The organism is Lishizhenia tianjinensis, from assembly GCF_900116425.1.
Taxonomy (GTDB): Bacteria; Bacteroidota; Bacteroidia; order Flavobacteriales_D; family Crocinitomicaceae; genus Lishizhenia; species Lishizhenia tianjinensis.
Map to the genome: position 1 here is coordinate 1 of NZ_FPAS01000001.1, position 25,931 is coordinate 25,931.

Below are 25,931 nucleotides of genomic sequence, written 5' to 3' on the forward strand. Positions count from 1 at the left end.
AACTCACCTCAAGATGAGATATCTTTAAAGGGTCGTGGAAGACTACCACGTTGATAGGCTACAGGTGTAAAGACAGTGATGTCAAAGCCGAGTAGTACTAATTACCCATAGACTTATAGTTTTGCTTTATTACTCTTCAATCGCCCAATATTCAATCAACGAAAATATTAATGATTTTCGGTGTCTATTGCAGTAGGGTCCACCTCTTCCCATTCCGAACAGAGAAGTTAAGACTACTAGCGCTGATGGTACTGCCCTATTGAGGGTGGGAGAGTAAGTCGACGCCACTTTTTAGAAAGCCTTGTTCCAAACGGAATGAGGCTTTTTTAGTTTATAGCCATTGGTGAAAAGTGATCAGTCATAAGTACACGAGATGGTGTTCATCGTCTCACGCCATACATTCGTGCGATAGCCTTACTAGAAGAATCAATCTCGAATCTCAAATTTCCAATTTCCAACCTCCAATTTCAAATTCCTCAAAACTCTTGCTCAATACTGTCTTCTGTTAGGGATAGTAGTGGCACCCCGGATGGGAGCAGCTGTGTGGAAGAGGGAAAACGGAAAGTGACTATAAGAAACTTATTGTTTGACCATAGTCCACTAAGCTGAACACAACGGAGTAGAACGGATAGCCCGCCCGAACAGCCAGCTTTAATTCAAAATTCAAAATTTAAAAGTGTTGGTGGCTAGGAGTGTATGCTTTTGTCCTAGTACTTAATGATGAGTTTAGAGAGGATATTCACTATTCATGGTTAGATTACTATTTCTTTTTACCAAAGAAATGTGTGGATTATTTAGCATATATAGAGAATTAAACGGGAATAGACATGTTAAGAGTTTGTAATTAATGATCATGTAGCGTTTATTTTAAGCACGATAATTGCTGCTTTTGGAAAGAACTATAAAATCTAAAATATGAAGTTTACAAAGTTTTGTTTAGCACTGAGTTTGTGCTTAATGGTGTTTGGTATTCAAGCACAAGAAAATCCGGAAGTGCCTACAACAACACCAGATGAAGTGGCAACTTTTGTGGGAGGTCAAAAGGCAATGATGACCTATTTGATAGATCATGTTAGGTATCCGGATAGTGCAAAGCAGGAAGGGATTTCTGGAAAAGTTTACCTGAGGTTTGTCGTGGAAAAAGACGGTTCTATAAGTTCTGTAGAAGTACTTAAAGGAGTAAATGAGCTACTGGATGCGCAAGCCAAAAAGGCGATAGAAGAAATGCCTGCATGGACGCCAGCTGTGGCAGATGGTCTGAAAGTGAGGAGTTATGTAACGCTTCCCATTAATTTTGAATTAGCAAAATAAAAAAAAGCGCCGAGTTATCTCGGCGCTTTTTCTTTGAGTTTTAATCGTCTTCCTTGTAAAAGAGAGGTGTTAGATTGCTCTCTTCCTCGGGTGTAAACATGCGAGACTTAATGATAAATCTTTTCCCGAGCGGAATTTCCAATGAAAAACTGGAACCTCTCCCATCTGTTACATCCAAGCTTAGCTGGGTGTGTTTCCAGTATTCAAATTGATCTTTACTCATCCAGAATTCAGTTTCCTCAATTTTACCTAAACCAATATCTGAGTAACCAATAATGAAATCTCCTTTTGCAAAACACATAGGGGAAGACCCATCACAACATCCTCCACTTTGATGAAAGAACAAATCTCCATGGAGTGTTTTGAGTTCGGCTATCAAATCTTTGGCAGCTGGGGTAACTGTTATTCTTGGTGTTTGTTTATTCATAAACTCTTCTTTTCTATCTGAGGAAATTGAAAAGGGGTTAAAAGAATCCTAGTTTTTCTTTATCGTAAGAGATTAACATGTTTTTTGTTTGACGGTAATGGTCTAACATCATCTTGTGTGTTTCTCTTCCGAATCCTGATTTTTTATAGCCTCCAAATGGCGCATGTGCTGGGTAAGCGTGGTAACAGTTTACCCATACTCTTCCAGCTTGTATAGCTCTTGGTACTTGATACAACTCGTGGGCATCTCTTGTCCATACTCCCGCACCTAATCCATACAAGGTATCGTTCGCTATTTCTATGGCTTCTTCTACTGTTTTAAAAGTGGTAACACAACTTACTGGTCCAAAAATTTCTTCTTGGAATACACGCATTTTATTATGACCTTTTAATAAAGTAGGTTGAATGTAATAACCGTTTTCTAAACCGCTATTCAATTCCATTTTTCCACCTCCACAAAGCACTTCTGCACCTTCTTCCTTACCAATCTCTATGTAGTTCAAAATCTTTTGGTATTGATCGTTAGAAGCTTGTGCCCCCATCATACTGTCTTTAGACAAAGGGTTAATTACTTTTATGGCCTTGGTACGTTCTATTACTTTTTCCATGAATTTATCATAGATATCTTCTTGGACGAGTATGCGAGATGGACATGTACAAACTTCTCCTTGGTTAAGCGCGAACATTACTGCTCCTTCAACGGCTTTATCGAAGAAGGCATCGTCTTTATCGGCCACAGAGCTAAAGAAAATGTTGGGTGATTTACCTCCTAATTCCATGGTTACAGGAATTAAGTTTTCTGAGGCATATTGCATAATTAATCGACCTGTAGTCGTTTCTCCGGTAAAGGCTACTTTGGAGATACGAGGAGATGTAGCCAAGGGTTTACCCGCTTCAGGACCAAAGCCAGCAACGATATTCAATACACCCGGTGGAAGGATGTCTCCGATAAGTTCCATCATACACATGATACTTGTTGGAGTTTGTTCAGCAGGTTTTACAACCACACAGTTACCAGCCGCTAAGGCAGGAGCAATTTTCCATGTAGCCATAAGTAAAGGAAAGTTCCAAGGAATGATTTGTCCAACTATACCTATAGGTTCGTGTAAATTAATGCTCACTGTATGCTCATCATGTTCTGATATAGTACTTTCATCTGAACGAATAACGCCTGCAAAGTATCTGAAGTGATCTATACACAAAGGTAAATCGGCGGCCATAGTTTCGCGCAGGGCTTTACCGTTGTCTATAGTCTCTATGGTTGCAAGGTATTCCAAATTATCTTCTAATACTTGTGCAATTTTAAGTAACAAGTTAGAACGCGTAGCAGCTGCACTTTTACTCCATGTTACAAAGGCTTTTTCGGCTGCGTCTAGTGCTAAATCTATGTCTTCTTTCGTAGATCTAGCAGCTTGGGTAAATGCTTTTCCATTAATGGGAGAGATATTATCAAAATAGATTCCATTGGTCGGAGCTGTCCACGCTCCATTAATGTAATTGTCGTATTTTTGCTTGAAATTAACTTCTAATCCTTCGAAAGGAAAAGTTTGAGTTAGTGTTTCCATATGTATATAGTTTTAGTGTTTTCTCAAAGCTCCTTACTATTTATTTATTCTTGCTGGACATAATTTTCAATTCATAGCATTTTATTCCCGATTTAAATTTTACAACTTGTTAAAGGAGAGCTTTTTCGGTATATTTGGTAGGGTAAGCCATACATGTGAAACAGTTCATAACCCCATACCAACTCACGGAAATCGATAAGTTAAATTCTCTTGTTGAACACCGTTCTAAGTTCAGTGCGAACTTCTGTGAATTGAATTTATTCGAGACGCGAGAAAAAGCAAAAAATTTTAATTTGAAGTTTAATGGACTCACTATAACCTCTATGTTAAGAGGGAAGAAAGTGATGCACATGTCAAAGGATCATCATTTCGATTATTTACCTGGGGAAACTGTAATAATCCCTTCTGATACCTTAATTCAAATTGATTTCCCGGAAGCCAAGATGGATAATCCAACACAGTGTACAGCTTTGGCCATTGATAATAGCTATATTTCAAGACAGCTAGAACTTATCAATGATAATATAAAACCAGATTTGGCTGCCGAAGAATGGAACTTCAATTTCAATGAAGTCTTGCTGAAAAACAACGAAGAATTAGCTCAATTAAGCAATAAACTCCTGCAGGTATTTACGGGAAACGATCCTTTTAGAGATTATAATGTTGATTTTGTAGTGCGTGAATTATTATTAAACGTGATTCGTGTACAGAATTTACACCACTATAAAAATAGTTTTGCCAACCTGAATTCACCCGTTTATATGGTGATTCAATTTATTATGGCTAAGGTAAATCAAAATATTACCATTGATGATTTATGTAAAGTTGCTTGTATGTCGAAATCTAATCTATACAGGATATTCGTAGAAGAAGTGGGAATACCTCCCGGGCAGCTTATACTTGATGAAAAAATTAACTACGCCAAAAAATTACTCACAAATAAGGAGATTAGTGTAAAAGAGGTGGCTTACGCTTCTGGTTTTAATGATCCCAATTATTTCTGTAGAGCTTTTAAAAAATATGAAGGATTAAGTCCGAATCAATATAGAAAGAAGCACTAAGGAATTTGGTAATTGACCATACGGTGTAAAAAGTTTTGTTCAGTAACGAGAATTTCGTTTCCATTATCATCTACAAACTTGGCATCTTTAACTACTACATCAACCACATAGGTATTATCGCATTCACTTATCGGTCTGTCTATACGCATATTAACTGTGCCCGAAGTGGCTGTCCATATATTCACCGCTGTTAAATCTGGATCTAAACCATCTGTACATAAATTTCCATTGAACGTAGATTTATTATAGCTCGTGATTTGAGATAGTATTTCTGGATGATTAGCGAGATCAAAACTCTTGTAGCTTTGCGTAAGGGCAAATGAATTGATATCTACTTCTACATGAACGATGGCGTTTTGGAGTATGTCTTCACCAAACAGATCATATACGATGAAATTTCCGCACCCCTTGTAATTAACCCCTTCAGGATTTACGATTTCACAATCGGGTTCTTTAATGCATGATGCAAAAGGAATAAGTAAGGCAAGTAACAAGAGATATTTCATGGTTTACGCGTTTTGTATAGTATGACGTTCAACTAAGGCAAAGTGTTGGTGCTTTTAAAATATTTTTTCAATATTAATTACTTCAACAGTTAGAGTTGAAATCCAAAGCCGAATTGATGTATGATGTTGTCTTTATAAAGCACACCATATTTAAGCATGAGGGAATTTCCTACCTTCAAATTTAAACCTACCTCAGGAAAAAGATTCCAAGATGTTCTGTCTGTGTTTTTCATCCATTCGGACTCGTAAAAATCTCCATCACTGTAGTATTTATCTACCATTTCATAGGTTGGGAAATAACCACCGCCCAAGCCAATTGTACCCCATAATGGATAGACTATTTTAAAGGTCATACCATAAGAAAAACAGATGTTTGCCGGTGCATATTCAAAGGTTCTTTTCGTATCGAAAGAGCTATCAGTATTCCCTGAATCATCAATTTCATAGAGTACATCAAAGCCTTTAAAAATATTGGCGTTCATTTTAAAGGTCCAATAATACCCCAGTCTGTTTGTGTTAAGTTGTCCGTATGTTAGTCCAATTGGACTCAAAGAGTCGTAACTATACATCAGAAATTCTGCTCCTCTTTGATTCAACCGTCTGTTACATTTTTGCAGTTGTTTCTTAACCTCAGGGGCGTACTTGCCATAGGGATATCTCGAGTCCAACACTTGGTAATAATTCTTAGCGGTTGAGTAGTTTTTTCTATCAAAAGCTTCATTGGCCCATTTGAAATAGGAATTTTGAATAATGTGATTTACTCTAGTGATATATTTTCCATTGGGGAAGTTTCTTGCATAGGACTCGTAGTCTGTAATGGAGTTTGAATTCGAAGCCTTTTTATAGGCATCTTCATCTAGTTGATTATTTAATAAAGATTGAACTTCTGTTCTGTATTTTCCTTTTGGAAATTGGTACAAGTAATCTCTATAGGCCTGTGCCGTAGCTTTATTTTTGGCAGTCTGATAGGCGTCTTGATCTAAATTTCCCCTCTTACTTTTTGCTTCTTGGGCATAAATTCCATAGGGATACTTAGACAAGTAACGTTCATAACTTGCTGTTGAATTTCCTTGTTGAGCATAGAGATAGGCTATTTTATCATTGAGCTTAGTGAGTTTGTTTTCAACTTCAGATTTATGCAAAGCTTTAGGGTATTGTGCCAAATAGTTTTTGTATTGAGCAGCCAAGTTTTCGTGACTACTAATACTCGAACCCAAATTGTTTTCTACACGCATAAGTGCGGTATAGGTGCTGTTTTCTGAATTTACTTTTTGGTTAACATTCAGCTCTAGTTTTTTTATTTCTTGGAATTCAACCAAATTTTGATCAGGGTTTAAGCCATAGTAAACAGCAATTTCATTCTTTGCTTCTTGCCAATTTTCTATTTGCACCAAAGATTTAATATACATGGGTTGTATACGTATGTTGGTACTTCCTAAGAGACTTTTAGTTTCTTTTAAAAGTCGCGCTGATTCGTGGAAATTTTGACTTTCATATGCTGCTCGTGCTTTTTTATAGGTTTGAAAAGCCTGTTGTTCATTGTTTTGAGCATACAAAAGTGAAGGGAGGGTAATTAGAATCAGAAAAAGTAAAGGTTTACAAAAAGTTCTCATGTTGCTTTAGTTTAGTACGATTGTTTTAACATCCCAAAACTCTTTATTCCTATAAAAGGTATGGGTTTTAACGTCTATTAATTCTTCATGAACATATATGTACACGGTGGCCTTCGTTCCATTTCCACCAGAAAAATTTTGAACCCTGATATTATAAGTACCGTGTTTTCCATTAATAACGGATATGTTCTCAGGTCCATATCCGTCCGTGTCATCTACATCTAAGGACATGGTTTGCGTAGATTTATTGTTGTAACTGCAAGAGGTTGAGTTGGGGTCAATTAAATACAAATCAATATCGCTTGAAGAGGTATTCCAAGTAAGGGTAACGCGAATGTCTGTAGGCTGACCCGTGTAATAAATTGAAAAGGGCTTGTAAAGCGTGAATCCATTCCCTTGTAATTCTAATTTAATATCGTTTTGACCACTAGAAAGTACCATGGCATTGGAAAAACGACCGTCACTACCTACATTTACTTGTTGTTTTACTCCATTCAGATTTAGAAAAACTTTATTTGAGTTCTTTCTAAAATATTGATTTATGTATCCCTTAATCGTTACAACATTTTTACTGTGCTCACTGTTTTCAGTGGGTGTTTCTATGGTGAAAGGGTTTAAGAGTGCTTTGTATTTTTCCCTTTGCTTGGCTATGGCGACAGATCTATTGCTGAGTAGCTGAGCTGTTTCAGCAGCCATATTTTTTCTTTTCACTTCTTGCACGGTAGTACCATTTTCTGGAGTATTCCAAAAGTCCGTATTCTCTGTGGTGGTTGCATTTTCAGGAGTACTCCAGAAATCTTCTTCTGTCATTTTAGATTCTTCCTTCATTTTTTCGCGCTTTTTAAATTCGCGAATAATGGCTTGCATTTTTTCTTCGGGCCATACAACTCGGGTGACGTCAGCAGATGAACTCTTGTTTTCAAAATCTGTTTTAGTTAAGTCTTTATATATGCTACTAAACCAACTGTGACTTTGGAAATAATTGATATTATCACTGTACTCAAATGCATACTTTGGCCACGCTATATCTGTTCCGAATTGATCTTCGTATTCATTCATTTCTTCATAAACACCTTGTTCTCTAAAGAAAGTCCAATTGATTCCATTACAATAAGGAAAGAGTTCGTCCCAATTAGAACTAGCAGGTAAAGACCAGGAAACTTCTTGACCAGAAGTACCGATTATTTCTGGAATAATTTTGATTGTACCATCATCGGCAACATAATTATCTTTGTTTTTATAATATAAGATGTCGCATTCAATTTCTACATAAAGAGGCTTTAAAGCATTCCATTGATTCCATAAATCGGGATATTTTTTCAATTCTTTAATCAACACAACCGTATCACCTAACACCGATACCCATTGCGGATATCCAGATTTTAGAGCATTTGACCATTCCCAATAAAATCTAAATTGATGTGCAGGTTCTCCGGAGAGTGTCCATATTTTGTAATCCACTCTAAAATTACCCAAGAGGTGTGCGGCTTGCGTGGCGCTTCCATGTGAGTCGGCATTGTGATTGGTTCCCCAAATACTACCGCTATGTGATCGATTTGAAGCGGCTGATTTAGCAGCCGCATTTTGAACTTTAGCTTGCTTCTCTTTTTGAAGCTGTTGATCTATTTCTTTTATTTTTTCTTTAATCCCGGCATCATAAGGATCTTTCGAAAGTGCGTCTTGATAGCGTTTTTTAGCTTCTTCCAAATTCCCCTTTTCTAGAAGTTCATCAGCTTCTTTCTCTAACTTTTCTTTTTCTTCTTGGTTAGCATCCTTTTTTATCTCCTTCTTAAGCGCTTCAATTTTGGCCTTTACATCAGCATTAGAATAATCTAATTTCAAGGCTTCTTGGTAAAGTTTTAGAGCTTCTTCTTTATTTCCAGAACTGTAGGCGTTTCTAGCTTCAGCTATCTTTGCTTTTACCGCATTCTGCTTTTCCAATTCTTTGATTTGACTCTCTAGTTTGTAATTACGCGTACTGGCGTATTCAATTTTTAAGTTTTTCAGGGAAAGTTGACTGAGTTTGTCTTTATAGTCTGCATCCACAAGTCCTAAGTCGCCAATAACGTGGTAGGTTTGCCCAAAACATCCTCCCAGCCAATCAATTACATTCCCCATTTTGACCTTTCCCAAATTGTAAGAAGCGTTGTATACATCAGCACTTATATCCGTTAGTCCACATTCTATTTTTGAGAAAGCTTCGTTACCTAAATCTTGAACAGTATACCTTTGACCATTATAGATGTAGGCAGAAGATCTTATCTGATCTATTTTCTTGGTAATGGTTACATTAATTTCACCATAACAATTGATAAACTTCCAAGCAAGGGGAAGGGAGATTTCATATCCGTTTTCGGGTGGGGTATAGGTAATAGTAGCCTTCTGAACTTCTTGACTAAAAAGAACAGATGAACTTAAAAATAAAGTAAAACTAAAGAGGAGTAACCTAAATGTCATAGCGCAGCAGTAAGAACTAAAATTTCAATTTAAAGTTATTAAATTATCGCTTAGGATTCAAAAATCAATTTCATATAATACATGTCGTAGCCTTTTGCCCAGAAGTCGGGATGTTTACTGATCAATTTGAAATTATGTTTGAGGTAAAAAGGATAGACAAGTTGCGAGGTTCTAACGATACAACGACTGTAAATTCTTTGTTGGGCAATAAAATGCAAGCGGTGTTTAACCAATTCACTACCAATTCCTTTGCCTTGAAATTCAGGATGTACAATATCCCAAGATAGAATAGCTGTATGTTCCTCTGGCTTGTAATTGATTCCACCTGCTGCAACCAAACCATTTTCAAATGTATAAACAAAGTAATTTTCTACTTCATTCTCCAGATAATGTTTAAGGTCTTCTTTTTCCTCGGGATGAAAATATTTGGGTGTATTTGCATCGAATAATTCGAGTAGAGGAGTAGTGTCTTTTACATGAAATTCGCGTATCATTCCTGGTTTGCCGATGTGTTTAGCCTCGAAAAATAACACATTTTTTAAGTTCATCTGGCGTTAATTCCTCAAACCAAGTTTCCATAAAGTCAAATTCGGCCTTGTTAACTTTGAATTGATAAGTAGGACCTTTGTTGATGTTTCTAAACTTCACCCTTTGCCAACGTGTGGCTTTGTCTATATCCAGGTAGTGTAATTGGATTTTGAAGTTATGTAGTTTAGCAAACTTGATAAATTTTAGTCGGTGAGCTTTTTTTGAGAAACCTAGATCAAGGACGGCGTTAACTTCGTATTCTTCGAGTTGGATGATAAGCGACTGTATCATTTTTTCACCCCTTTCTATGCGCTCTAAAAACCATTCAAGTCCGTGAGAGGATGTTTTGTCTTCTAAGAAAAGAACTTTGTTCCATTCATCTATAGAAAACAAAACACCTCCAACTTCCTTTTTCAGCTTTTGAGCATAACTCGATTTTCCCGCTCCTGTATTTCCAATTATCAAATGCAACATAAGGAGGGATATAACAGTGAGTTTTGTTAATTTTTCTGGTTCAATTTAATATTAAAAATTCAACTATACTAAGGAGAAAACACTTTAAAAACAGGGGGATATGCTCCTTTTTTAATTGTGTTCGAAAATAGAATTAGGAATATATCCACCTCTAATAAGTTCTTCTTCATTTTCGATGAGAATTATTTCTTGTTTATCCTTTAACAGAAGATGTTGATCGGCAAGAGGAAACACTTCTTGAAAATTATGGTCGGTAATAAGTATAACACACCTACTTTGCTTCATCCATGTTTTAACTTGTTGAACATGTAATGGGGAGAGTTGGGCAAAGGGTTCGTCTAGTAACAAGAGTTTACTTTCTCTATGTAGAAGTAAATACAATTCAAGTAGTCGAATTTCCCCACCAGAAAAGTTTTTGATTTTGTAATTTTCTTTAAGCGCGAACAAAGAACATTCTCTTACTAAATCATGAAGGTTAATGCTGTAGTCCAACAAAACCTGTTTCAGTGTTAAATGAGGTGGTATGAAGTTGTGTTGGGCAAGGTAACCGATTTCATTCGCATTCAGTTTTCTCCAATTTTCTCCCTTTTCTTGGATTTCAACCCTTGTACTGAAGGTTGTTTTAATTCCACAGATTAATTCCAATAAATAACTTTTACCACTCCCATTTCTCCCGTAAAGGGCTATGATTTTTGCACCGTTAACCCCTAAGAAGAGCTCAACTTCATGCTTACTGTTTTCTATGCTGTAGGAAGAAGATAAAAGGCGGAGTTTAGTTGACATATATAAGGATGCTTAAGGGGAGTGTGAGCAACAAAAATTGTAAGAATGCTATTCCTAGGGTAAATATCCAAAGTCGCATACGTTTAATGTTTAGGTTGTGGTAATACAGGTAGTACTTTTTATTGCGTAGGTGGTAAACCCATGCGATCAACGAAAGACTTATGATTTTAAAAATTAGAAAGCTCGGGAATAGGATCAATGCATATTTGCCCATTCCTAATAACAATATCATACAAATGAGGTCGATGATGATTAAAGTTGGGAAAAGAGGTCGATAAAATCTTAAATATAATTTCAAGTGCTTAGGCTTTGGATGAAAACGTAGGACCAAAGTTTTTCGTATAGCTCCTTCTTAAAAAAGATGTTAAGTTACTCCTCGGTTAACAAGGAATAACAAATGGAGTCAGAAAATTGCCCTTCATAAAAGTAATCTTGTTGATGTATACCTTCTTTTTGAAATCCTAGTTTTTCTAACAATCGAATGGATGCCGTATTCCAAGCGGCTACACGCGCTTGTACGCGATGAAGCTTCATGTGTTCGAAACCTACCTGAAGCACCAAAGGCACAACACTGCTCATAATACCTTTGCGCTTGTATTCATCACTTTTTAAACTATAAAATAGTTCGGCATTCCTGTGGTCTTTGTTCCAAATATGATACCCCGTATGTCCTATAGTCATTCCTTGTTCATTCTGAACAACTCCAAGCGCTAGGGAATATCTATAGGTGGTCATGCCTTCTTTGTGCATGCGTTGTAGTTTTTCAAATTCGGCTTCAGAACTATAGCCAAAAAAGTTCATGATGTAAGCTTTATCTTGTTCTTTAAAAAGCGTATGTATGTCCTTTGGAAAGAGTAGTAATAGCTTGTAAGGTCCAGTAGTTTTTACAATCATAGTAAGGGCTTTGAACTAAAAATACGAAAAAAGCCCAGCTCTTGCGAACTGGGCTTAATTTATAGGGTATTTTTTCTACCAGATTTTACTAATCTTATCTGCTGAGTTACGCATAGCGTCTCCTTCAGCAACTTGGAAAGCTTCAAAGAATTCTGGACAGTTCATTAATGGTCCATTCACTCTATACATTCCTGGAGAGTGAGGGTCATTCTCTAATCTGTTTTTCAATTCTGCTTCCGTATAATTGATTTTCCACAATTGTGCGTAGGCAATGAAGAAACGTTGTGCAGGTGTAAAGCCTTTTATTTCTTCTCCTTCCTTAAATTCTTCAGTACGCGTGTATGCGTGGTAGGCCATGGTAATACCACCTAAGTCGGCAATGTTTTCTCCCATCGTTAAATCAGGGTTTACACAGTGACCTTCTATAGCACAGAATTGCTCAAAAGTATTACCCAACTTCTCAGTTCTTTTTTCGAAGGCTGATCTATCTGCTTCTGACCACCAGTTTGTGAAAGATCCATCAGCAGCAAATTTAGATCCCATGTCGTCGAAACCATGCGTAAACTCATGACCGATAACCATTCCTATAGTACCGTAGTTTACAGCATCTTCAGCTTCCATATCAAAGAAAGGCGGTTGCATAATTCCTGCAGGGAAAGCAATTTCATTCAAAAGAGGGTGGTAATACGCATTCACCATGTGAGCTGGCATACCCCATTCTTTTTTGTCAACAGGTTTGTTCAATTTAGCCATGTTCTCTTTGATCGAAAACTCCGTACAAGCATCCACGTTAGCGATGTAGTTGTCCTTGCTTAATTTCAATCCTGAAAAATCTTTCCACTCTTCTGGGAAACCTAATTTTCTACCAATAGAAGCAAGTTTTAATTGTGCCTGTTGCTTGGTTTCAGCACTCATCCAATCTAAGTTGTTGATACGCTCTTCGAATACAATTAAAAGGTTATCTACCATTTTGTTTACTCTTTCTTTAGCCGCTTCGCTAAAGTGTCTTTCAACAAATGCTTTTCCAAGTGCTTCACCTATGGCAATATCAGTAATTTCATTGATTGCTCGCTCTTCTATAGGTTTCATTTCTTGAGAACCCTTGATTGTTTTACCATAAAAATTAAAAGAAGCGTCTACAAAATCCTGACTCAAATGTGGAGCATAGTGATTTAAAACACACCACTTCATGTACATTTTTATTTGTTCAAATGGTGCATCAGTTATCTGGTTTCCTAAAGTTTCAAAGAAACCTGGCTGACCAACAATGATAGGAGTTTCAATGTCACCAAAACCTCTCGTATGCGTATACAATCTAAAATCGAAATTCTGGAAGTATTGTGCAACCTCAGCAAAATCTGTTGGGTTGTATGTATTCTCAGGAATTCTTAATTCTTTCGGCTCCATCATAGAGGCAGACATATTTTGCTCCCAAGCTACAACAGCACCTGCGAAATTATCTCTATCTCTTAAACCAGTAATACCAATTAAGTTTGTAATGTATCCCTTGTAATCAGAAAGAATGCTCTCTTTATCTTTATCTAAATAGTAGTTACGGTTTGGTAAACCTATTCCTCCCTGAGAAAGGTACAAAACGTGTTCATCAACCTTTTTTAAATCTTGACCTACACCGAAATTAAAAAATGCAGATATTCCTTTGTTGTGAAGTTGAGCAAGGATAGCAGGTAACTCATCCTTCGTTTTCATTTCAGTAATGTTGTAGATCAATTCTTCTACAGGACCAAGTGCATTTTTATTTCTTTGATCCATGTTGATGTAAGAAGCATAGTACGCTCCCAACAATTGTTGAATATCACCCTCTGGCGCATTTGCTTTTACAGCGTCATCCAAAATGGCTTTTAATTTCTTCTTGTTTTCCTGATCTAACTCGTTAAAACTTCCCCATCTCGACTCACTCGCTGGTACTGGATTATTTTTCACCCATGTTCCGTTGGCGTATGTAAAGAAGTCTTCTGAAGCTTTTACAGATTTATCCATGTAAGATAAGTCAATCGTTTTTTGTCCGTCTGACGAACGCAATTCATTCTTGTCTTTACCTGTAAAAATCCCACAACTTGTAGCTACAAGTGCAGATACCGATAAAATTGAGATTTGCTTTATCATTGATTTTTTGTTTTGTAGTGCGTGTTTATTATAAGCTCGGAAAGATAAGGAAAAGCATTGATTTATTAAAGGATATACAAAAGCTTCTCCATCTTGCTTTTTTAGGTGAGGAGTAGGAGGTTTTAAGAAGGGGGGCTTGACATTTCTGGATATCCACTCCTAGTCCCCAATTTCATTGTGGAGCTACCGTTGCTATCCAGGCCAGTTATTAAGATCTTTTCATGGCAACATGAGGTATGTCGTCCTCCAAATACATTTCACTTACGGTAACAAAGCCGTGTTGTTGATAGTAGTTTTGTAAATGCTCTTGGGCTGATATTTTTACAGCAACCTTGCCATATTTTTGCCCTATGAAGTCCAATGCAGCACGCATTAATTCGTGACCAATGGCTTTACCTCTTTCACTTTCTGCTATAGCAACTCTACCTATGCTTACTTCCTTATAACTCACACCCGGGGCTAATATACGTGCTGTTCCTATGAGTTGTTTGGTCTCATTATGGATTACAAGATGATCGGCTAATAAGTCCTTGCCGTCTAGTTCTGGGTAAGGACAATTTTGTTCAACCACAAAAATATTAATGCGCAAAGCAATTAAATCATGTAAGGCGAGGGGAGAGAGTTCCTCCCATTTTTTAATTTCTATTTTCATAAAGACATAAAAAAACCGTTACCTCGAAAGATAACGGTTTTCACTAAAAAAATGAGTTTCCTAGTAGTATATTAATCTTCTTACTTTAGCGATGTATTTCGCTAAACGAATAACTTGTTTTGTGTAACCGTACTCGTTATCGTACCATGTGTACAACACTACGTTTTTACCATCGTTAGAAGTAATTGTAGCTGGAGAATCGTATACTGAACAACAAGTGTTTCCGATAATATCGTTAGATACTAATTCGTTATCCACAGAGTAGAAAATTTGGTTTACTAAGTCACCGTTCAATGCTGCGTGCTTAATTTTCTCGTTAATTTCTTCTGTAGTTGTTGCTTTAGACAAGTTCAAAGATAAGATAGCTAAAGATCCGTTTGGAGTTGGTACACGTACCGCGTTAGCTGTTAATTTATCTTCTAAAGAAGGAATAACTTTCGTTACTGCTTTACCTGCACCTGTAGAAGTAATTACCATGTTGATGGCAGCTGATCTACCTCTTCTTGGCTTCTTGTGCATGTTGTCCAATAAGTTTTGGTCATTCGTGTACGCGTGTACAGTTTCGATGTGACCTTTTTCGATTCCAAACTCGTCAGAAACTACTTTCAGGATAGGAGAAATAGCATTTGTAGTACAAGATGCTGCAGAATATACATTCTCGTTATCTAAATCTAAATCAGAGTGGTTAATTCCGTAAACGATGTTAGGAATTTCTTTACCTGGAGCCGTTAATAAAACTTTAGAGATTCCTTTCGCCTCTAAGTGTCTTGATAAAGCAGCTCTGTCAGTAAATACACCTGTGTTATCTATCAATAAAGCGTTGTTGATTCCGTAAGCTGTGTAATCTACATCTTCAGGAGAATTAGCTTCAATCATTTGAACAATTTGTCCGTTGATGCTAATTGTTTTCTCTTCAACGTTTTCAATAACAGTACCGTCAAATGCACCGTGAACAGAATCGTTTCTTAATAAAGCAGCACGCTTTGTGATGTTTGTAGCATCTGCGTTACGTGTAACGATAGCTCTTAATCTTAACTGCTGACCTTTACCAGCTTGTTTGATTAATTCACGAGCAGCCAAACGTCCAATTCTACCGAATCCGTATAAAACTACGTCTCTTGGTTCAATTTTACCGTTGTTTTCACCGATGAAATCCGCTAACTTGTTTTTCAAGAAATCTGCTTTAGACGCGAAGTTGTCTTTTTCAGTTAACCACTCGCTTGCTAATTTCCCGATATCCAATTTTGATGGATTCAAGTTTAAGCTTAATAACTCTTCAGCCAACTCAGAAGTTGTGAACACATCGATTGGTTTGTTCACTACCGTATCTGCGTAACGGTGAAGGTTTAGAATTTCTGCAATCGTTGTATTGATAAGGTGGTTTCTGAACAATACTAGTTCAATCCCTTGGTCGTACAACAACTGACCAGTTTTACTTTGTAATTTTACTGCAGCACGCTCTTTTCTTACGTGCTCGTTTAATTCATTTTCGTAGCCGATAGCAGCTTCCATCATGATAAAAAATTATAGTGTATATAAAAAAATAGGCCGCCAACAAGGCAGCCTAAAATGTTATCCTAAGTATGCTTTCAATAATTTGTTACGCGAAGTATGTCTCAACCTGCGAATAGCTTTCTCCTTAATTTGACGCACACGCTCTCTTGTTAAATTGAACTTAGATCCAATTTCTTCAAGTGTTAATCCGTGGTTCATACCAATTCCGAAGAACAAACGAATAATCTCTCTTTCCTTGTCTGTTAACGTAGAAAGTGAACGCTCGATTTCTCTTTGTAAAGACTCCGCCATTAATTCAGAATCCGCTTTTGGAGAATCAGAGTTCGCCATTACGTCCATCAATGTACCACCATCTTCAGAAGAAGAAAGGGGAGCATCCATAGATACGTGTCTACCCGAAACGTTCAAAGATTCTTTTACTTTGTCTTCAGGAACTTCCAAAGCTTCTGCTAATTCCTCAGCTGAAGGTGGACGTTCGTATTCTTGCTCCAAACGAGAGAATGCTTTGTTAATCTTGTTTAACGAACCAACTTGGTTCAAAGGAAGACGAACAATTCTTGCTTGCTCTGCCAAAGCCTGAAGGATAGACTGACGAATCCACCATACGGCGTAAGAGATAAATTTAAAACCTCTTGTTTCATCAAACTTCTGTGCAGCTTTAATTAATCCTAAGTTTCCTTCGTTAATTAAATCTGGTAAAGTTAATCCTTGGTTTTGGTATTGCTTGGCTACAGAAACAACGAAACGTAAGTTCGCTCTAGTTAATTTCTCTAAAGCGGTTTGATCTCCTGCTTTAATTCTTCTCGCTAATTCTACCTCCTCTTCAGCAGTGATAAGCTCTTCTTTACCTATGTCTTGAAGGTACTTATCAAGTGATTGACTCTCACGGTTAGTGATCGACTTTGTTATCTTAAGTTGTCTCATGTATATTTATCCTCCTAGTCTGTTAAACACTTGTAAAAGTGGGTGCAAAGATACACCCTTCTTTTTGATTAAAAAAATTTTTTGTTGACAAAAGATTGAATTTCAATTATCACAAAAAGCATGCCTTAACTCTCTGGTAATGGGCTATAAACCAAAACCAACGTAGTCTTTTTTACCGCTTGGTGAAACAACTTCTAAGAGCACTCCTCCTTTGGCATTTCTTAAAGCCTCAGTTAACATTTCAGTATCTGTAACTACCTGATTGTTAATCTTTGTAATTACCATACCTTCAGTTAAGCCCAAAGCTTTTAATTTTCCTGCGCCCAAAGAGTTGATCTTAACGCCATTTTCTATATTCAGTTCTTTCATCTCTTTAGAGCTTAATTCACCGAACTGTGCACCTAATGCGGTGTTCCTTTCTACTTCACTTTTTGAAATAAGTTTCGTTTCTCCTGCATCATTTCTTAATAACACTTCTTTGATGCTTTCGTTACCATCTGTATCTATGATAGTTAAGCTCACTTTGTCGCCCGGTCTTCTTTTTCCAATTTCTTCTTGGAGTTCAGATGGACTATTAACGGCTTTACTTCCTACTTTAATAATGACATCACCTTCTTTCAATTTGGCTTTGTCTGCTCCAGACTTCTCAACAACTCCTGCAATGTATACACCGTTCAAACTCGCCAACGATTTTTCATCTTTTAATTCTTGTGTTATATCTGCAATTTGAACGCCTAAATACGCACGTTGTACAATTCCATAATCAATGATGTCTTTCATTACCTTTTTTACCAAGTTGGCAGGAACGGCGAAAGCATAACCCGCGTAAGAACCGGTTTGTGAGGCAATGGCTGTATTAATTCCAACCAATTCTCCCTGTGTATTTACCAAAGCACCACCCGAGTTACCAGGATTTACTGCGGCATCCGTTTGTATAAAAGATTCAATAGGAGCTTTACTTTTTCCTTCACGAGCGATAATGTTAATGTTACGTCCTTTTGCAGAAACTATCCCTGCTGTAACCGTAGACGTTAAATTAAAAGGGTTACCCACAGCCAATACCCATTCTCCAACTCTTACTTCGTCAGAATTTCCGAAGGTCATGGGTTGTAAATTTTCAGCATCAATTTTAATAACGGCTAAATCTGTAGATGGATCTGTACCTACGATGGTAGCCTTATAGGTTCTATCATCATTTAAGGTTACTTCAATTTCTGTGGCATCATCTATAACGTGATTGTTGGTAATGATGTACCCATCTTCTGACATGATTACTCCAGAACCAGAGCCTTGCCCACGTTGCTCGTATTCTCTTTGACCTGTTCCTGGGCCATTGAAAAATTCGTAGAAAGGATCTCGAACTACCGTCGTTTTGGTAACGATGGTTTTCACGTGTACTACAGAGTGTAAACTTCTATCCGAAGCAGCTGTGAAATTCTCTGTAATTCCTGGGTTAAACTCAGGTAAATTTACCGTATGAACGGGAAGGGTTGTTGTGGGTTGAGATTTATTTGTAAAAGGTGAGTTATCGTTCATCAATAAAAATGCTCCAAGTGGTAGCATTCCTCCGATTACACCTATCCCTAGATTTTTTATTGCTTTATTCATTTTCTAATTATTTTGAAATTGGTCTACTAAATTAACGTTGCAACTTTCCTTTAGTGCTCTGGGCTGTGTTAAAGATTGTTAAGGGTGTTTCAATCGTTTTTTAGGATAGTTTTTAGGAAATCTTTTCGGCTTGATTGTGTGTGATTTAAGAAATTCTATTTTTGTACTATAAATGGAAAAGAAGTACATACAATTTCTTATCGTTTTCTTACTTGGAAGTGGAATAGGAGCCTTGGTGATATACTTGGCTACAGGTTCTGTAAATCAAGAGGAAGAGACGCAAAAGTTGGTTAAGACAGTCTATAAACCCAAGGTGGTGAGGGATACTGTTTATCTTTCTAAAAAGGAAAAGTCAAGTTCTCAAGATGAGGACGAAACTTATCCTGAAGTTTTGGAAGAAAGAGATACCCTCGATACGGTGATAGATTCTTTGGTGTTGTGGGAAGATACCAACAATGTTTCCGATGATTTAATCGTGAGTGAGCAAATGAGCTCTTCGGTGAAAGTGAAATTGAGAAAGTTTCAGGAAAGTGATAGTGTGGATGTGGAAGATATCTTTAATGTGAAATCTGAACACTATGCCAGTGAAATGACAGTACAGTTCTGGACCAGTCCCTTACAACTCACCGGTTACGAATTATCAAGAAATACCTTAAAACTATTTGGTTTTGACCCCAGACAAGCAGTACTTTTGCAAGCGAAAGAAGGAAATCGTTTGCAATTAGTTATTGACACGATGAGCTTCGAGTTAAGAAAGACAGACAAGTTTATCTCACTGGAGTTATGATGAAATTCAATTTTTACAAATACCAAGGTACTGGAAATGATTTTGTGATGTTAGATAATTCTAACGGTGCTTTTAATGCCCTCACAAATGAACAAATTCAACAAATTTCTCATCGAAAGTTTGGAATAGGGTGTGACGGAGTAATTTTGGTTATGCCACACGCAGAACATGATTTTGAAATGCGTTATTACAACGCCGATGGTTCACGTAGCTTTTGTGGAAATGGTGCGAGAGCCGCTGTTCGTTTTGCCGAGTTTTTAGGTTTGGCAAAGGATGAATGTTCCTTCTTAGCAATAGACGGAGTACATACAGCAAAAATTTTCCCCAACGAAATTGCCCTGGCCATGTCGCCCGTAAATGAGGTGAGTGAAATTGAAGGGAACTATGTATGTAATACAGGTAGTCCGCACTACATTAAATTTACAGAAGACGCTATAGACGCCGTTGATATCGTTGCCTACGGGAAAGAGATTCGTTACAATGAAACCTATAAACAAGACGGTATAAATGTAAACGTTGCCAATGCATCTACCTTAGAAATGTTGACCTATGAAAGAGGGGTAGAAGATGAAACCCTTTCTTGTGGTACAGGAGCAACAGCAGTAGCTTTGGCCTACGCAAAGAAATTTGAGATTGAAGGAAAAGTGGCCTTGAACCTCCAGGTAAAGGGTGGTTTACTTCAAGTGGCTTTCGAAAGACAGGGAGACGCATACAGCAACATTCAATTGATAGGTCCGGCCGTTGAGGTCTTCCGTGGAGAATATGAACTATAGTTTCCGTCCCCAAAACATAGAGGAATTAAAGAGTCAAGAACTTCTTAAAAAAGGAAGCTTTCTCTGGATTTTTCATGCCGATAAAATTCCACCACATATAGGTATTTCAACTGAAAATCAGTTCTACAGCATTAAGTCGAGAGGAAGAGATTTTGGTATTGCGACCTCCTATGTTTTTGCCTTAATAGAACGTAAAAAAGTAGGATCTCTCTTTGTTCAAATAAAGGATTTAAAGCTCAAGGAGGTAGAAGATATCTTCCAAAAATATTCCTCAATTCCTGAAGGGAGTTCTTGCTTAGCGCCTATAAATAAAGTAATTGATCCCAATAATAATTTTTCATCTGTGGGAGAATTATTAAATTCATTGACAGAAAAAAAAGAGCTCTTAAAGGTCTACGGTATTCATTTGCCGGAAGATTATGAAGGTATTCCCGCTTATGGGAGACGTGAGATAGAGGAGCGTATTAAATTTTTACGCAATGTTAAAGGGAGATAAAATTTACCTCAGAAGAGTAGAAACCTACGATGCTACCACCATTTTATTTTGGGAGAACAATCCGTCTAATTGGCGGGTTTCAAATACAGAAATTCCATTTTCTCTCCACGAAATAGAGGCGTTTATTGACAATGCACAAGCCTTTAGAACCACCGGTCAGCTTCGTTTAATGATCATAGAAAATCAAACAAATAAATCCATAGGCTGTTTAGACTTTTTTGAAATGAACTTCAAAGAACTGCGCGCAGGTGTTGGGATTTTGATAAATGATCACGCTGATAGAGGAAAAGGATTTGCACAAGAGAGTTTGAGTATCGCCGAGGAATATGTCAAAAAGGTTTTTAATTTTAGACAGCTTTTCTGCAACATACAGGCAGATAATACCGATAGCATTGCCCTTTTTGAAAAATTAGGGTATCAAAAACAAGGAGTTAAAAAAGATTGGTACAAAATAGACGGTAGTTATATAGACGAATATTTTTACCAAAAGAGATTTGAGTTGAATGAAGAATAAAAAGACTTGGCTAATAGTTCTTGTAGTAATAGGACTAAGTGCTTTTCTATTGAGAGGAAAAATTGCCCTTTTCTTTGCAAGTGAACGTCACACCATTAATCAAGAAACCCTTACCTTTTACATAGATGCTCCCATGAAATTGGAGAGTTTGGCGGATTCTTTATTTGATAAAGGCTGTTTGAAGCGCAAAGGAGATTTGATTCTTGTAGGAGAATACAAAGGATTAGATGAAGACAATATAGCTTTGGGTAAATATGAAATCCAACCTGGGATGAACCTTAAGACCTTGTTGAATGGTTTTACCTTAAACAGCAATGGAAATGGTAACGGTGAGTTAGAGGTAGATGTTACTTTCAATAACTGCTTAGATGTATATGAGTTAGCTGGGAAAGTGGCTCAATCTTGTATGGTAGATAGTACTGAGCTGATCGAATATTTATTGTCGGATGAGACTTTGAACCACTATGGATTTACAGAAGAGACGGTGGGAACGCTGTTCTTACCCAATACCTACAGAATGTTCTGGGATGTAACTCCAGAAAGTTTCATACAACGCATGGCTAAAGAATACAAGAGATTCTGGAACCCGCACAGAGTGGCTCGGGTGAAGCAGATAGGTTTAGAAACACAATCGGAAGTTGTAACCATAGCCAGTATTGTATACGCAGAACAAAATAGAAAGCCAGAAGAATGGCCGAGAATTGCAGGTTTGTATTTAAATCGTGTGCGTAGAGGTATGTTATTGCAAAGTGATCCAACTTCACTTTTTTGCTTGCCTCCAGGAGAAAGAAAACAAAGACGCGTACTTAGAAAACATACGCAGTTAGATTGTCCATACAATACTTATAAATATCCTGGTGTACCACCCGGCCCTATTTTAATTCCACCCTCAAAAGTTATTGAAGCGGTGCTAAATGCCGAAGAACATAATTATATCTTTATGTGTGCAAAACCAGAATACAGTGGCTTGCACAATTTTTCTACCACCAATGCCCAACATGAGCGTTATGCTGCTGTTTACAGACGTTGGTTAAACGAACAAGGAATACGATAGAACGATGAAAGAGAACAGAAGAAGTTTTTTTAAATGGAGTTTGGCGCTGGGAGCAATTGGTTTAACTGCTCCTGCTAAAGCAATGAATAATTTGGGGAGTTTGGGTAAAGTAACCCGCAAACCTATTATCATTTCTACGTGGCAGCACGGTATGGACGCCAATAAAAAAGCATGGGAAGTTCTTGGAAACAAAGGTTCAGCTTTAGATGCGGTAGAACAAGGCGCGCGTGAAGTAGAATCGCAAGTTGAAAATAAATCTGTAGGTATAGGTGGCTTGCCTGATGAATTAGGAAAAGTTACCCTTGATGCCTGTATCATGGATCACAACCATAAGTGCGGCTCTGTAGCCTTTTTGCAAGACATAGAACATCCCATTTCTGTGGCTAGAAAAGTGATGGAAGATACTCCTCACGTTATGTTGGTAGGAGAGGGAGCTCAAAAATTTGCCCTGGAAAAAGGTTTTGAAAAGAAGAATTTACTTTCTAAAAGTAGCAAGGAAGATTATAAAAAATGGAAGGCTTCGCAAGAGCGCAAGAAGCCAGAGGTGAATCACGAAAATCATGATACCATAGGTTTGTTAGCCATGGATGAAGCTGGAAATATTTCTGGTGCATGTACAACCTCTGGTTGGGCTTATAAACTACACGGTAGAGTGGGAGATTCGCCGATTATTGGTGCCGGACTTTACGTGGATAATGAAATTGGAGGAGCGGTTGCAACAGGACTAGGTGAAGCTGTCATTCGCGTTTCAGGATCACATTTGGTGGTAGAGCTCATGCGACAAGGAAAATCTCCGCAAGAAGCGTGTCAACTGGCTGTAGAACGCATCATCGCCAAGCACGATGATCTTACGGGCTTACAAGTTGGATTCTTGGCCTTAAACAAAAAGGGAGAAGTAGGAGCTTATTCCGTGTACAATGGATTTAACTATGGTTTAAAATCTAAAGATCAAGACGAACTAATTGACGCTCCTTTTAATAGAAAATGGTAAGAAATATTCTACTGCTTTTGTGTTTACTTCCCTTGTGTTTAAAAGCGCAGAAGGTAGATACCTTAGTTTGGAATTATCAGAATTTAGAACCCTTTTCACAAGGTAGCCTCCAGTATCAAGTTTTAAAGAAATTTAATAAATTTCTACCCTACCATCTCGATCAGTCTTTAAGGTATACTTCAATTGAAAATGAGCTTGCTGTACTCGAAACTACTTATAATCATACAGGCGGAAAGGCATTTTTAAGTTGTGCTAAAATCGCCACCTTTTGTGAGCTTAAAGTCAACGGTAAAACCGTCTTACACACCAATAATTATTTTCATCCCTGGGAGATAGAACTTACTGACTATCTAAAACAAGGTGAGAATCAAATTGAAGCACACTTCATTCCGGCTGCTAAAATGGAATTGGAAGAGAAGTATGATTACCTGCATCCGGCCCCCAATGATGAAGGTGAAATCGAAATCGCGTCTTTGGTTAGAAAACCTCAACATATGTTTGGGTGGGACTTTGCCCCAAGAATGAATTTGATAGGTTTTATGGCTCCCGTGGTGATATCTACCCAGACAGAGCTTTTTAAAAACCCTTATGTCAAAACCCTTTCTATAACTGCTAATTCTGCAATAATAGAACGTTCTATAGAACTAATGGCATCGAATGATACCGAAATTGTTTGGAGGATAGAGGATGAGGTGAGAAGTCTAAAGTCTGAAAACGGTGTGTTAAAATGGAAAGACACGTTGTTCAACCCCGTTTTATGGCAAGCCGGTGAAATTAATGAGCTCTATGAAGAGCAGTGGAGTTTTACTGCCGATAGCGTTAGAAGTACAAAGAAGGTGAGGTATGGAGTCCGAAAAGTAGCGTTGATTCAAACGCCAGACAGTTTGGGAACTCCTTTTTATTTCAAGCTCAATAATGAATTTGTTTTTTGCAAAGGTTCTAATGTCGTGCCTTTGGATGTTTTCCCTGAAAAGGTTACTCCTGAAAAAATCAGAAACCTTGTGTTGGATGCCAAAGAAGCGAATATGAATATGCTCCGTGTTTGGGGTGGAGGAGATTATTTACCCGAGTATTTCTATACTTTATGTGATAGTTTAGGTATTATGGTTTGGCAAGATTTTATGTTCGCTTGTGCCATGTATCCCAGTGATTCTTCATTTCTAAAAAGTGTGCAAGACGAAGCTGTTTATCAAGTAAAGCGTTTGCGTCAACATCCTTCCGTTGTCTATTTTAATGGAAATAATGAAGTGGATGTAGCCTGGAAAAATTGGGGTTTTCAAGGTCTAGAAAAATACAATTTAACGGCGTCAGCTCAAAGAGAAATTGAAGCAGGCTACACTAAAATATTTAAGGGTATTTTAAAGGATGTCGTACATCAGCACTCGAATATACCTTATGAACACACTTCTCCTTTAAGCAATTGGGGTTCTCCTGAAAATTTCAACCATGGAAGCATGCATTACTGGGGTGTTTGGCATGGGAATGATTCACTACAAGAGTTTTGGAAACAAATCGGAAGGTTTAATGCAGAGTTTGGTTTTCAAAGTTTTCCTTCTGTTTATGCTTTAAACCAAATTGAATCAAACTCACCCTTGTCACTAGATAATCCAAATCTTCAAAAGCGACAAAAAAGTTATATCGGCAGTGCTAAAATTGAAGACTTTATCCAACGAGAATACGGTGGATTTACAGATTTTTCTGACTTTGTGTACAAGAGTCAGTTGGTACAGACCAAAGGAGTAGGTGGAGCGCTAATTGCACATCGTTTAGCATCCCCAGCTTGTGGAGGTTCCTTGTTTTGGCAATTGAATGATTGTTGGGAAGCACCTACCTGGTCGGCTATTGATTATTACGGTGAGCGCAAGGCCTTGTATTATAAAGCAAAAGTAGTGTTTGCTCCTCAAACAATTGTAAGAGACCCTAGTCATCCGTCAGATTTTTATTTTTTACAAGACGATATTCCGCCAGTAAATCAAGTCTTGGAATTGAACTATTATTCTTTTGATGGAAAGTTGTTACACCGAAAAGATTACCCCCTACTTTCAAGTAGGAAACAAGAGATATTAGTAGAGGAGGGTGTGGGAGATTTTCTTGTGATTTCTCTAGGAGAAAAGAATTTTGAATTTATAGTAAGGGATAAAGAACCAAATGAATCGGATAATGCATCGCTTGAAATCATTTCTTTAAACTTTGACGATGAAATAGGAACGGGAAAACTTACTTTTAAAGTAAAATCTTTTGTTGCGCATTTACAGTTTTACAGTGAAAAATATCCTCTTATTTTTGCGGAAAATTTTAAACATTTCTTACCCGGAGAGTATACCCTTAGTTTTGAAATCAGAACAGCAGTGGATGCTTTGGATAAGGAGACAATTAAATTTCATTACATCCAACCATAATGTTTAGTAAAGAAGAGTTACGCGAGAGAAAAACCCAGTTTTGGGAAGGTTTGAAAAAGAAGATGCAAAACCGCAAGTCGGCCAATGGAAGACGTGCGAATTGGATCAATTATAAAACTGGACTTAAATTCTTCTTTGTGCGTTTGGATGTAAATAGCAAACGTGCCATTTTCGCATTAGACTTACAACCCAAGGATGAAGGAATTAAAGAAATTTTCTGGGAGCAATTACAGGAGTTGAAAGTGGTGTTGGAAGCCGAGATGGGTGCTGGTATTTGGGACGAAGATGTGGAAATAAAATACGGACACAGTGTAAGTAGAATTTACTGGGAATTGCCCGATGTAAATATGTTTAAAGAAGAAGACACAGATAAAATCTATGCCTTCTTTCAAGAAAAATTAATTGCTTTCGATCGTTTCTATACAGATTACGATGAAATCTTGCTTACGCTAGCGCAATAAGCAGTTTTTTTTAAA

At 37.4% G+C, this 25,931-nt stretch carries 24 protein-coding genes and 2 rRNA genes; 12 read left to right on the top strand and 14 right to left on the bottom strand.

All coding sequences use genetic code 11. The annotated features are described in order from the left end of the window. The 3 genes from BM327_RS00005 to BM327_RS00015 form a co-directional block, all read left to right on the top strand. Nucleotides 1-121: ribosomal RNA gene (locus BM327_RS00005) — 23S ribosomal RNA — on the top strand; the annotation flags it as partial. 55 nt (nt 122-176) lie between these two features. Continuing rightward, nucleotides 177-290: ribosomal RNA gene (gene rrf, locus BM327_RS00010) — 5S ribosomal RNA — on the top strand. Nucleotides 291-915: 625 nt separating this feature from the next. After that, the gene (locus BM327_RS00015; RefSeq protein ID WP_090244671.1) at nt 916-1,311 is read left to right on the top strand and encodes an energy transducer TonB; all 396 of its coding nucleotides are present in this window, start codon (nt 916-918) and stop codon (nt 1,309-1,311) included. A 40-nt stretch (nt 1,312-1,351) separates the two neighbouring features. On the opposite strand, the gene BM327_RS00020 is transcribed toward BM327_RS00015, so the two are convergent. Both BM327_RS00020 and BM327_RS00025 read right to left on the bottom strand, forming a co-directional pair. Beyond that, nucleotides 1,352-1,738: a DUF779 domain-containing protein gene (locus tag BM327_RS00020; protein ID WP_090244675.1), complete on the bottom strand. Its 387-nt coding sequence runs from the start codon at nt 1,736-1,738 to the stop codon at nt 1,352-1,354. 37 nt (nt 1,739-1,775) lie between these two features. Next, nucleotides 1,776-3,302, bottom strand: coding sequence for an aldehyde dehydrogenase family protein (locus BM327_RS00025; RefSeq protein ID WP_170853621.1), 1,527 nt, complete (start codon nt 3,300-3,302; stop codon nt 1,776-1,778). Between the two features lie 155 nt (nt 3,303-3,457). On the opposite strand from BM327_RS00025, the gene BM327_RS00030 reads away from it, so the two are divergent. Continuing rightward, nucleotides 3,458-4,363, top strand: a complete 906-nt coding sequence (locus BM327_RS00030; protein WP_090244684.1) for a helix-turn-helix domain-containing protein — start codon at nt 3,458-3,460, stop codon at nt 4,361-4,363. On the opposite strand, the gene BM327_RS00035 is transcribed toward BM327_RS00030, so the two are convergent. The 12 genes from BM327_RS00035 to BM327_RS00090 form a co-directional block, all read right to left on the bottom strand. Continuing rightward, nucleotides 4,360-4,869, bottom strand: a complete 510-nt coding sequence (locus BM327_RS00035) for a hypothetical protein (protein ID WP_090244688.1) — start codon at nt 4,867-4,869, stop codon at nt 4,360-4,362. The two genes, BM327_RS00030 and BM327_RS00035, sit on opposite strands and share 4 nt — an antisense overlap. 89 nt (nt 4,870-4,958) lie before the next feature. Next, a complete protein-coding gene (locus tag BM327_RS00040) occupies nt 4,959-6,482 on the bottom strand; it encodes a tetratricopeptide repeat protein (protein WP_090244693.1) in 1,524 nt (507 codons plus the stop codon). 6 nt (nt 6,483-6,488) lie between these two features. Next, nucleotides 6,489-8,939, bottom strand: a complete 2,451-nt coding sequence (locus BM327_RS00045) for a hypothetical protein (RefSeq protein ID WP_090244697.1) — start codon at nt 8,937-8,939, stop codon at nt 6,489-6,491. A 50-nt stretch (nt 8,940-8,989) separates the two neighbouring features. Then, nucleotides 8,990-9,487: a GNAT family N-acetyltransferase gene (locus BM327_RS00050; protein WP_090244701.1), complete on the bottom strand. Its 498-nt coding sequence runs from the start codon at nt 9,485-9,487 to the stop codon at nt 8,990-8,992. Then, entirely contained in the window at nt 9,453-9,941 is a 489-nt protein-coding gene (locus BM327_RS00055) for a P-loop nucleotide/nucleoside kinase family protein (protein ID WP_090244703.1), read from the bottom strand. The genes BM327_RS00050 and BM327_RS00055 overlap by 35 nt, the downstream gene beginning before the upstream one ends. A 111-nt stretch (nt 9,942-10,052) precedes the next feature. Continuing rightward, a complete protein-coding gene (locus tag BM327_RS00060) occupies nt 10,053-10,724 on the bottom strand; it encodes an ATP-binding cassette domain-containing protein (RefSeq protein ID WP_090244709.1) in 672 nt (223 codons plus the stop codon). A 369-nt stretch (nt 10,725-11,093) separates the two neighbouring features. Then, entirely contained in the window at nt 11,094-11,618 is a 525-nt protein-coding gene (locus BM327_RS00065) for a GNAT family N-acetyltransferase (RefSeq protein ID WP_090244712.1), read from the bottom strand. 75 nt (nt 11,619-11,693) lie between these two features. Next, nucleotides 11,694-13,742, bottom strand: coding sequence for a M13 family metallopeptidase (locus BM327_RS00070; RefSeq protein ID WP_090244717.1), 2,049 nt, complete (start codon nt 13,740-13,742; stop codon nt 11,694-11,696). A 208-nt stretch (nt 13,743-13,950) separates the two neighbouring features. Further along, on the bottom strand, nt 13,951-14,394 hold the full coding sequence (locus BM327_RS00075) for a GNAT family N-acetyltransferase (protein WP_090244721.1): 444 nt from the start codon (nt 14,392-14,394) through the stop codon (nt 13,951-13,953). A gap of 60 nt (nt 14,395-14,454) precedes the next feature. Beyond that, a complete protein-coding gene (locus BM327_RS00080) occupies nt 14,455-15,906 on the bottom strand; it encodes a glyceraldehyde-3-phosphate dehydrogenase (RefSeq protein ID WP_090247566.1) in 1,452 nt (483 codons plus the stop codon). Between the two features lie 60 nt (nt 15,907-15,966). After that, a complete protein-coding gene (locus BM327_RS00085) occupies nt 15,967-16,833 on the bottom strand; it encodes a sigma-70 family RNA polymerase sigma factor (RefSeq protein ID WP_090244726.1) in 867 nt (288 codons plus the stop codon). Nucleotides 16,834-16,977: 144 nt separating this feature from the next. Beyond that, nucleotides 16,978-18,441, bottom strand: a complete 1,464-nt coding sequence (locus BM327_RS00090; protein WP_090244730.1) for a Do family serine endopeptidase — start codon at nt 18,439-18,441, stop codon at nt 16,978-16,980. A gap of 172 nt (nt 18,442-18,613) precedes the next feature. On the opposite strand from BM327_RS00090, the gene BM327_RS00095 reads away from it, so the two are divergent. Genes BM327_RS00095 through BM327_RS00130 form a run of 8 tightly spaced genes read left to right on the top strand, consistent with a single transcriptional unit; the run spans nt 18,614 to nt 25,916 of the window. Next, a complete protein-coding gene (locus tag BM327_RS00095; protein WP_090244734.1) occupies nt 18,614-19,228 on the top strand; it encodes a hypothetical protein in 615 nt (204 codons plus the stop codon). Next, on the top strand, nt 19,225-20,001 hold the full coding sequence (gene dapF, locus BM327_RS00100; RefSeq protein ID WP_244526170.1) for a diaminopimelate epimerase: 777 nt from the start codon (nt 19,225-19,227) through the stop codon (nt 19,999-20,001). The genes BM327_RS00095 and dapF overlap by 4 nt, the downstream gene beginning before the upstream one ends. Continuing rightward, nucleotides 19,991-20,497, top strand: coding sequence for a hypothetical protein (locus BM327_RS00105; protein WP_090244746.1), 507 nt, complete (start codon nt 19,991-19,993; stop codon nt 20,495-20,497). The genes dapF and BM327_RS00105 overlap by 11 nt, the downstream gene beginning before the upstream one ends. Continuing rightward, the gene (locus tag BM327_RS00110; RefSeq protein ID WP_090244750.1) at nt 20,481-21,011 is read left to right on the top strand and encodes a GNAT family N-acetyltransferase; all 531 of its coding nucleotides are present in this window, start codon (nt 20,481-20,483) and stop codon (nt 21,009-21,011) included. The genes BM327_RS00105 and BM327_RS00110 overlap by 17 nt, the downstream gene beginning before the upstream one ends. Beyond that, nucleotides 21,001-22,065: an endolytic transglycosylase MltG gene (gene mltG / locus BM327_RS00115; protein WP_090244755.1), complete on the top strand. Its 1,065-nt coding sequence runs from the start codon at nt 21,001-21,003 to the stop codon at nt 22,063-22,065. Before BM327_RS00110 ends, mltG begins: the two co-directional genes overlap by 11 nt. 4 nt (nt 22,066-22,069) lie before the next feature. Then, nucleotides 22,070-23,056, top strand: coding sequence for a glycosylasparaginase (locus tag BM327_RS00120; RefSeq protein ID WP_090244759.1), 987 nt, complete (start codon nt 22,070-22,072; stop codon nt 23,054-23,056). Next, on the top strand, nt 23,050-25,455 hold the full coding sequence (locus BM327_RS00125) for a glycosyl hydrolase 2 galactose-binding domain-containing protein (protein WP_090244763.1): 2,406 nt from the start codon (nt 23,050-23,052) through the stop codon (nt 25,453-25,455). Before BM327_RS00120 ends, BM327_RS00125 begins: the two co-directional genes overlap by 7 nt. Further along, entirely contained in the window at nt 25,455-25,916 is a 462-nt protein-coding gene (locus BM327_RS00130) for a DUF4268 domain-containing protein (protein WP_090244767.1), read from the top strand. The genes BM327_RS00125 and BM327_RS00130 overlap by 1 nt, the downstream gene beginning before the upstream one ends. The last annotated feature ends 15 nt before the right edge of the window (nt 25,917-25,931 follow it).

What these genes read in the sequence shown, in the direction of transcription:
- BM327_RS00015 (WP_090244671.1), top strand. Translation starts at nt 916, where the DNA reads ATGAAGTTTACAAAGTTTTGTTTAGCACTGAGTTTGTGCTTAATGGTG.
- BM327_RS00020 (WP_090244675.1), bottom strand. Translation starts at nt 1,738, where the DNA reads ATGAATAAACAAACACCAAGAATAACAGTTACCCCAGCTGCCAAAGAT.
- BM327_RS00025 (WP_170853621.1), bottom strand. Translation starts at nt 3,302, where the DNA reads ATGGAAACACTAACTCAAACTTTTCCTTTCGAAGGATTAGAAGTTAAT.
- BM327_RS00035 (WP_090244688.1), bottom strand. Translation starts at nt 4,869, where the DNA reads ATGAAATATCTCTTGTTACTTGCCTTACTTATTCCTTTTGCATCATGC.
- BM327_RS00040 (WP_090244693.1), bottom strand. Translation starts at nt 6,482, where the DNA reads ATGAGAACTTTTTGTAAACCTTTACTTTTTCTGATTCTAATTACCCTC.
- BM327_RS00045 (WP_090244697.1), bottom strand. Translation starts at nt 8,939, where the DNA reads ATGACATTTAGGTTACTCCTCTTTAGTTTTACTTTATTTTTAAGTTCA.
- BM327_RS00050 (WP_090244701.1), bottom strand. Translation starts at nt 9,487, where the DNA reads ATGAACTTAAAAAATGTGTTATTTTTCGAGGCTAAACACATCGGCAAA.
- BM327_RS00055 (WP_090244703.1), bottom strand. Translation starts at nt 9,941, where the DNA reads ATGTTGCATTTGATAATTGGAAATACAGGAGCGGGAAAATCGAGTTAT.
- BM327_RS00060 (WP_090244709.1), bottom strand. Translation starts at nt 10,724, where the DNA reads ATGTCAACTAAACTCCGCCTTTTATCTTCTTCCTACAGCATAGAAAAC.
- BM327_RS00065 (WP_090244712.1), bottom strand. Translation starts at nt 11,618, where the DNA reads ATGATTGTAAAAACTACTGGACCTTACAAGCTATTACTACTCTTTCCA.
- BM327_RS00070 (WP_090244717.1), bottom strand. Translation starts at nt 13,742, where the DNA reads ATGATAAAGCAAATCTCAATTTTATCGGTATCTGCACTTGTAGCTACA.
- BM327_RS00075 (WP_090244721.1), bottom strand. Translation starts at nt 14,394, where the DNA reads ATGAAAATAGAAATTAAAAAATGGGAGGAACTCTCTCCCCTCGCCTTA.
- BM327_RS00080 (WP_090247566.1), bottom strand. Translation starts at nt 15,906, where the DNA reads ATGGAAGCTGCTATCGGCTACGAAAATGAATTAAACGAGCACGTAAGA.
- BM327_RS00085 (WP_090244726.1), bottom strand. Translation starts at nt 16,833, where the DNA reads ATGAGACAACTTAAGATAACAAAGTCGATCACTAACCGTGAGAGTCAA.
- BM327_RS00090 (WP_090244730.1), bottom strand. Translation starts at nt 18,441, where the DNA reads ATGAATAAAGCAATAAAAAATCTAGGGATAGGTGTAATCGGAGGAATG.
- BM327_RS00095 (WP_090244734.1), top strand. Translation starts at nt 18,614, where the DNA reads ATGGAAAAGAAGTACATACAATTTCTTATCGTTTTCTTACTTGGAAGT.
- dapF (WP_244526170.1), top strand. Translation starts at nt 19,225, where the DNA reads ATGATGAAATTCAATTTTTACAAATACCAAGGTACTGGAAATGATTTT.
- BM327_RS00105 (WP_090244746.1), top strand. Translation starts at nt 19,991, where the DNA reads ATGAACTATAGTTTCCGTCCCCAAAACATAGAGGAATTAAAGAGTCAA.
- BM327_RS00110 (WP_090244750.1), top strand. Translation starts at nt 20,481, where the DNA reads ATGTTAAAGGGAGATAAAATTTACCTCAGAAGAGTAGAAACCTACGAT.
- mltG (WP_090244755.1), top strand. Translation starts at nt 21,001, where the DNA reads ATGAAGAATAAAAAGACTTGGCTAATAGTTCTTGTAGTAATAGGACTA.
- BM327_RS00120 (WP_090244759.1), top strand. Translation starts at nt 22,070, where the DNA reads ATGAAAGAGAACAGAAGAAGTTTTTTTAAATGGAGTTTGGCGCTGGGA.
- BM327_RS00125 (WP_090244763.1), top strand. Translation starts at nt 23,050, where the DNA reads ATGGTAAGAAATATTCTACTGCTTTTGTGTTTACTTCCCTTGTGTTTA.
- BM327_RS00130 (WP_090244767.1), top strand. Translation starts at nt 25,455, where the DNA reads ATGTTTAGTAAAGAAGAGTTACGCGAGAGAAAAACCCAGTTTTGGGAA.